Source organism: Sphingobium salicis subsp. salicis (assembly GCF_049472635.1).
GTDB lineage: Bacteria > Pseudomonadota > Alphaproteobacteria > Sphingomonadales > Sphingomonadaceae > Sphingobium > Sphingobium yanoikuyae_A.
The window spans coordinates 1-5,795 of the sequence record NZ_JAYRCS010000008.1; the positions used below are offsets into that span (position 1 = coordinate 1).

11 protein-coding genes are annotated in these 5,795 nt (G+C 56.5%); 2 read left to right on the forward strand and 9 right to left on the reverse strand.

The features are described 5' to 3' along the window. A partial coding sequence (locus VHN57_RS27680) for a MobA/MobL family protein (RefSeq protein WP_423286624.1) occupies window positions 1-925 on the forward strand: 925 nt, incomplete at its 5' end. A gap of 40 nt (window positions 926-965) precedes the next feature. On the opposite strand, the gene VHN57_RS27685 is transcribed toward VHN57_RS27680, so the two are convergent. From VHN57_RS27685 to VHN57_RS27725, 9 genes are all read right to left on the reverse strand, one after another. After that, window positions 966-1,502, reverse strand: a complete 537-nt coding sequence (locus VHN57_RS27685) for an SHOCT domain-containing protein (RefSeq protein WP_423286626.1) — start codon at window positions 1,500-1,502, stop codon at window positions 966-968. A gap of 17 nt (window positions 1,503-1,519) precedes the next feature. Further along, a complete protein-coding gene (locus VHN57_RS27690) occupies window positions 1,520-1,996 on the reverse strand; it encodes a hypothetical protein (protein ID WP_423286628.1) in 477 nt (158 codons plus the stop codon). 3 nt (window positions 1,997-1,999) lie between these two features. After that, a complete protein-coding gene (locus VHN57_RS27695; protein WP_423286630.1) occupies window positions 2,000-2,296 on the reverse strand; it encodes a hypothetical protein in 297 nt (98 codons plus the stop codon). A gap of 3 nt (window positions 2,297-2,299) precedes the next feature. Beyond that, on the reverse strand, window positions 2,300-2,698 hold the full coding sequence (locus tag VHN57_RS27700; RefSeq protein ID WP_423286632.1) for a hypothetical protein: 399 nt from the start codon (window positions 2,696-2,698) through the stop codon (window positions 2,300-2,302). A 35-nt stretch (window positions 2,699-2,733) separates the two neighbouring features. Further along, a complete protein-coding gene (locus VHN57_RS27705) occupies window positions 2,734-3,300 on the reverse strand; it encodes a helix-turn-helix domain-containing protein (protein ID WP_423286634.1) in 567 nt (188 codons plus the stop codon). A 778-nt stretch (window positions 3,301-4,078) separates the two neighbouring features. Beyond that, window positions 4,079-4,309 (reverse strand): BrnA antitoxin family protein, encoded by a 231-nt coding sequence (locus VHN57_RS27710; RefSeq protein ID WP_423286636.1) that lies wholly within the window; start codon window positions 4,307-4,309, stop codon window positions 4,079-4,081. Further along, on the reverse strand, window positions 4,296-4,571 hold the full coding sequence (locus VHN57_RS27715; protein WP_423286638.1) for a BrnT family toxin: 276 nt from the start codon (window positions 4,569-4,571) through the stop codon (window positions 4,296-4,298). The genes VHN57_RS27710 and VHN57_RS27715 overlap by 14 nt, the downstream gene beginning before the upstream one ends. 63 nt (window positions 4,572-4,634) lie before the next feature. Next, window positions 4,635-5,072, reverse strand: coding sequence for a hypothetical protein (locus VHN57_RS27720; RefSeq protein ID WP_423286640.1), 438 nt, complete (start codon window positions 5,070-5,072; stop codon window positions 4,635-4,637). Continuing rightward, window positions 5,065-5,340 carry a mobilization protein gene (locus tag VHN57_RS27725; RefSeq protein ID WP_423286642.1) on the reverse strand — a complete coding sequence of 92 codons (276 nt, stop codon included), beginning with the start codon at window positions 5,338-5,340 and terminating at the stop codon, window positions 5,065-5,067. Before VHN57_RS27725 ends, VHN57_RS27720 begins: the two co-directional genes overlap by 8 nt. Before the next feature lie 168 nt (window positions 5,341-5,508). Between VHN57_RS27725 and VHN57_RS27730 the strand changes: the two genes are divergently transcribed. Next, window positions 5,509-5,795 (forward strand): MobA/MobL family protein (locus tag VHN57_RS27730; RefSeq protein ID WP_423286644.1); only part of this gene is annotated, 287 nt, incomplete at its 3' end.

The window sequence follows — 5,795 nt, forward strand, 5'->3', positions numbered from 1 at the left end:
GTCGGCCGAGGCGCGGCGCGAGCTTGCGCTGGGCCTCGCACGGGAGATCAGCGAGCGGCATGGGGTGGCGGTGGACGTGGCGATCCACGCGCCAGGTCGCGAAGGCGACCAGCGCAACCACCATGCCCATCTGCTGACGACGACGCGGCGGATCGGCCCGGAAGGGCTGGGCGAGAAGACCCGCGAACTGGACCAGAAGACGAGCGGGGAGGTCGAGCGCTGGCGTGGTCGGTGGGCCGAGATGCAGAATGTGGCCCTTGAGCGCGCCGGTAGCGTCGAGCGGGTGGACCATCGCAGTCACCAGCGGCAGGGAATCGAGCAGGAGGCGACCGTGCATATGGGGCCGAGCGCGACGGCGATGGAGCGCCGCGCCGAGCATCAGGCGATGCGGGAGGGGCGGACCTATGAGCCGGTGACGATGGTGGGCCAGCACAACGCCGGCGTCATCGAGCGGCGGGGCCTGCGCCAGTATATCGAGCGGGGAACCGAGTGGCTACGCGATGCGGGGCAGCGCATATCGGGCAGACTCCATGCGTTCGCGGCGACCTTGAGCGGCGCGGTCGATCGCGATCGGCGCGATGCCGCCGAGGCGCAGCGTCAGGAGCAGCTTGCCGCCGAGCGCGCGCGTGAGCAGGCACAGGAGCGCCAGCAGACACAGGAACGGGAGAAGGTGGCGGAGAAGTTCAGAACCATAGCCGGGAAGCGCGAGGCGGGCGCCCACGGCTATGGCGACCATAACAGTGACTGGAAGGCGACCCCGGAGGCGCTCCGCAAGGCGGTGGACGCCTATAACGGAGCGAACCAGCGTACCAAGGATCTCTACATCGAGCGGATCCAGCGCGAGCCCCAGATGGCGCGCGCGGTGGGCCAGATGCTCCATGAGCGTGAAATGGTCTTACAAAGGGATAGAGGAATGAGCCTATAGATTTGCATAGATTATCTTATGATTGTCTTGCAAAATATTCTCACTTCAAGCGCAGAATTTTGCTTTTCTGCTCTGAAAATTCTTCGTCAGTTATGTAACCCCTGTCGCGCAATGCAGCTAATTTAATTAGGTCGTCTGTAGAACTGCTTTGACTATTTGCTGTAATATCATGAGATGGTGCATGTGGTTCATGGCTAAAGCTGTCAGCTACTCTGGAAAGAGTTTCTTGAATGGTTTTTCTGACAATCCCTTTGTGCCAAAAATAAAAACCAGCCGGAATTGTCCACCCAATTCCATAAAAAATCAGACCAAAAAATATAAACACCCAGAAAAGTGCAGATGGTCTATATCTTACATCAGCTACTATCTCGAAGCCACCTTGAACACGTTCAAGATTTATCTTCGTTAAGTCTTTCCGGTTGATTGACCCAAATGTTGCCTTAACATCTGTTACAACAATCTCATGGCCGCTGACTTTTGATGTTTCTGCGACTCTCTTGAAGCCACGAAGGATGGCGTCCATCACTTCGTTTTCGTTTCGAGAAGTGTATATTCTTTCAGATAATTCAAATCTCATTACAGCCACCTTTGCGATCAGATGATGTTAAGTATTCCCTCAATAGAAGAAAGTGCATCTGCTTTCTTGAATTGAGTGATAAACAAATCTATTTTAGATTTTTTGTCGAAGACTATTTTCGACTTCTTAAATTCTATTTTTCCAGATTTGTATAAATCTTTAGCTAGGTCCCATGATATATGAGATGGCGATTCAAATAACGCCTTCCAATAAATACCATCAACGCATAGCGCTATACCTTCCTTTGCTGAACCAAAGGTCGTGTCATCCATAATTGCTAATACAACGTCTTTTTCAGGGATTTTCATAGACTTAGTGGCATTTGAAAGCTTTTCAGGATCGATCCTATCGAGCTTATAAAAGCCATCGCCATATATATTTGATTGCAAATACTCTCCGATGGCGAGTGCTCTTTCTCGCCTTTTATCTTTATCTTCATTTTTGTATTTAATTTCGTTTATGATGTTGTCGAAATAATCGTCAGGCTTTTCCATTTTTCAGAATCCCTGTTTAGATAAGCACGATTTATCCCTTGCGTGGGCGATGGCGCTAAATTCGGAAATCGTCTGCTGGACGTTGCTGTCATCGTACACGTTGAGTGAGTGGTGGACTGAAACGGCCTGATCGGTCCGCATTTCCAGCCAAGCAATCCGTGCTATGTTTGGCGAGGGACAAGCCTCCTCTAGTGCGATCTGCTCACTATATCCGGCGATCACATCGTTGATGGCCTCCAGCGCGACCTCATAAGCAATGGCCTGTTCTTGGGACCATAAAGGGCCGGTTGAAGCATCCATCGTTTATTCCTCGCCGCTAGGGCTTTCGCCCTGGCGGCTGAACAGCCGCGACCAGAATCCGCGCTGGGGAGTAGATTGAGGGTGTGTGCGCTGATCGGTCAGGGCAAGCCTTTGCGCCTGCTCCCGCCAAGCGTTCCGTTCTTCGCGCAGTTCTGCAACTTGCTCCCGCAACAGCCTGTTTTCAGTCTGTAAACCGGGGGTGTCACCATCTGTCAATTCTGGATGTAAAGGTTGCTGCAACCCGGTTGCAGGAGGCCAGACACGGAACAGTTCGACAGGTTCAATCCGCCACTCGCCATTAGTTGATTTTTCGGCAGAAACACGACCTGTCTTGATTGCCTTCATCAGCGTTTGGCGGGTGACACCGACCTTTTCTGACGCTTCTCTTAGGGTGATACCCATGGTGTCACTCGCTGTTAAATTGGCCTGTATAGTATCTATATACCGGTTGCATCATCGTCGGGAAATGCATCGGATGAACGAAGCTTGCTACCCAGCCCAGTAACTAGCTGGGAAATTTCCTGCTGTACCGTTGGATCAGGTTCCTGTTGTTGGGTGGCAGGCAAGTCTGGTTCCATACCGTCAAGGAAAGGCTGCGCTGGTGGGGGAGTGCCGGGGCCGCTTGGTAATTGGCGCTCGTCTCGGAATAAGGAAGGCAAACGCCGTAATGGCGCTTGTTGGCCAAGCTCCTCAGCATCCGGCTGTTCTGCTTCCGATATGATGACCGCAGCACTGAACAGTGAGTAGCGCAGGCCGTCACGTTTACCCGACCATGCTACCCGGTCGTTGATGATGTGTGCATTTACGGTGCCATTTTCCCCAATCTGGCGAATTTCTATCCAGCGATCCTCGGCCAAAACATCCACGGCACGTTGGACCGTGCGACGGCTGCATTTCATCAATGCTGCCAAGGTCTTTTGGCTTACGACAACAGCATTATGCTCACCAACCCGTGCGGTCAGGATGTGCATTAGCTGGGCCGCTTTAGGGGCTTTTTCGATCAAACTCGCCCATGCTTCATGAGCTGCTCGCTCTGTCTGAACCCAGTGACCTGGTGGTTGCCGCTTCGCCAACTCGGACATTTTTAAAACCCTCCGCAGATGGCGCAGGGGGGCGTCATCTGTGTCCAATAATTTGACACGCATGACGGTTTGTCAGGCCCATTTCAAGTCAATAAATTGGACACAGAGTGCAAATTGATTGCCAAGGATGGCGCAGGGGTGCGTCATAGCTGGTGACGCAGGGGTGCGTCATAGCTGGTGGCGCACCCCCCCCAAGTAACATATTGATTTATAAGGATGTTTTTTCTGCCCCTTCTATATGATCTAAAGGGGGTGCAAGCGCGGACCTAAGCGCTGGCGAAGCAGCCCCTTTAGATAGGAACAAAAAGTGAACAATGAGTGCCGCTAGTCGCGGCACACGTTAGGTGCGTGACGGACAGAATCCGTCCCCCTTCCACGTCGCACACGCTGCAAGGTCGCAATTGGCTATCAGGGGGTGCGGGGGGCGATTTCCGACCTGTATAGCGCAGGAAGGCGCTTAAGGGGAGTTCGTACCGCTCAAAGGCTTGGCGGTGCCCTAACGGGCACCAGAGGGCAAATCAGGGGCGTTCGATTTCGCGCAGATGGCAGGGCGGACATTCGCCCTCGCCAGCAGTGCCCCAGCTATCGAGCCAGCGGGCCACTTCCCCACCGGTTAGATGCAGTCCGGTTTGCTGATACTCAGCCCATGAGGCGAGAGCTTCGACCTTGAAGCTCTCGCGGGCTTGCGTGGGGTCCACGATCAGATTTGCCCCGCCGCCACAAGCTGACCTAGCAGGGCGTTCACACGGGTCTGCCACCCGGGGCCGCTGTCGCGCAGATGCTCGACCGTCTTTGCATCCAAGCGGATTTTCACCTCGACTTTGGGGTCTTGCGACTTGGGACGCCCACGCCGGGACGGCTTCATCCCGGCCATGAAGGCGGCATCCATCGGCGGGTTGTCGTCGTGAATTTCAGGGTCAAACTTGGCCATAATAGAACCTCGCTTCGTGCTTTTCTGCCGGACGCAGGCTGATGGCGCGGATCGCATCGTCATGAGAGCCTTCGGTGAACACCAGCACGTGCAGGCGATCCCCGATCATGCCCAGGGCGACGAACCGGACCTCTCCATAATCGAAGCGGTCATCTTCACGCTCAAACGCCGTGTCCCAATCGAACCGTTCCGCAGCCTGCAAGGATAGGCCGTGCTTGGCGATATTGGCCTCATCCTTGGCCGGGTCGAACTCGATTTTCATGATATTATGTACACCCATTAAATCGGTCGGGCAATAATTTTCGTACACCCATAAATTACTGCCCTATTCCGCCTGCAACGGCACCCACTTGCCCTTGCACGTTTGGGTTTTGGCGTCCCAGCGTGCGGTGCATCCGTATAGCTGGCGCTCGATCTTGGGTTCCTGCGCCCAGCGATAGGCGAAGGCTGCGGCGAAGATCAGGCCCAGCCCGATCATGGCGGCGGCGATCCATTCCTTCAGGCGATCCCACCAGACCCCGGCGCTAATCCGCTGAAGCTGTCCAGCGGCCCGGTGGAGGGCATCGACCCCTGTGCCTGCCTGTGCGGTCCATTCGGCGCGCTGGCGGGCGTCCTGGTCTATCCGCTGGGCCAATGCGGCGACCTGCTGGGCGACCCCCTCGGCCCCGGCCTTCCGCATGGCGTCTAGCAGGGTGCGATAGTCCGCGCCGGGATCGGAGGTAGGGGGAGCGTCGAACTCGGCAGGGTCAAAGGGATCAGGCATCGGCGGGGCCTCCCTTGAAGGTCCAGCCCTCGAACGCCTTGCGGTCCTGATCGCGGCTGATCCGATCCATCAGGTCAGTGAGGCGGGATTCCCATGCGGGGTCTTTCATGGCGGCATCGAGGAGCAGGCCGCCGAGGATGATCTTACGGCGCGCATCAGCCTTGCGGTTCAGGGTGGCGGCGCGAGCTTCCAATGCCTGCAACCGTGCCTTGGCCTGCTGGACCTTGCGGCGGGCGGTTTCGATAGCCTCTGGCGTGGGAGCAGCCATGGTCAATCCTTTCGCTATGCGATATTGGTAGCACTACACCCGACCGAGCGAAAGAGAGGAAGGGCGCACTTATGCAAACTTGCGTTTGCGTGCGTCAGGGGATACCCGCTGAACCCCAGCGGGCTATCGCCCGCGCCATGTTGCCACATGGCGAAGGAGTGCGCGGCGATGGCGAGCTTCCATCTTGCGGTGAAGACGATAGGCCGTTCCGCCGGTCGCAGTGCGACGGCGGCAGCGGCCTATCGTGCGGGCGTCGAAATCACGGACGAGCGCACTGGCCTCGTCCACGATTACACCCGCAAGCAGGGCGTCGAGCATAGCGCGCTTGTCGTGCCCGCCGACGCCCCGGCATGGGCCAACGACCGCGCCGCGCTCTGGAACGCCGCCGAGCAGGCCGAGACGCGCAAGAACTCCACCGTCGCCCGCGAATATGAAATCGCGCTTCCGGCCGAGTT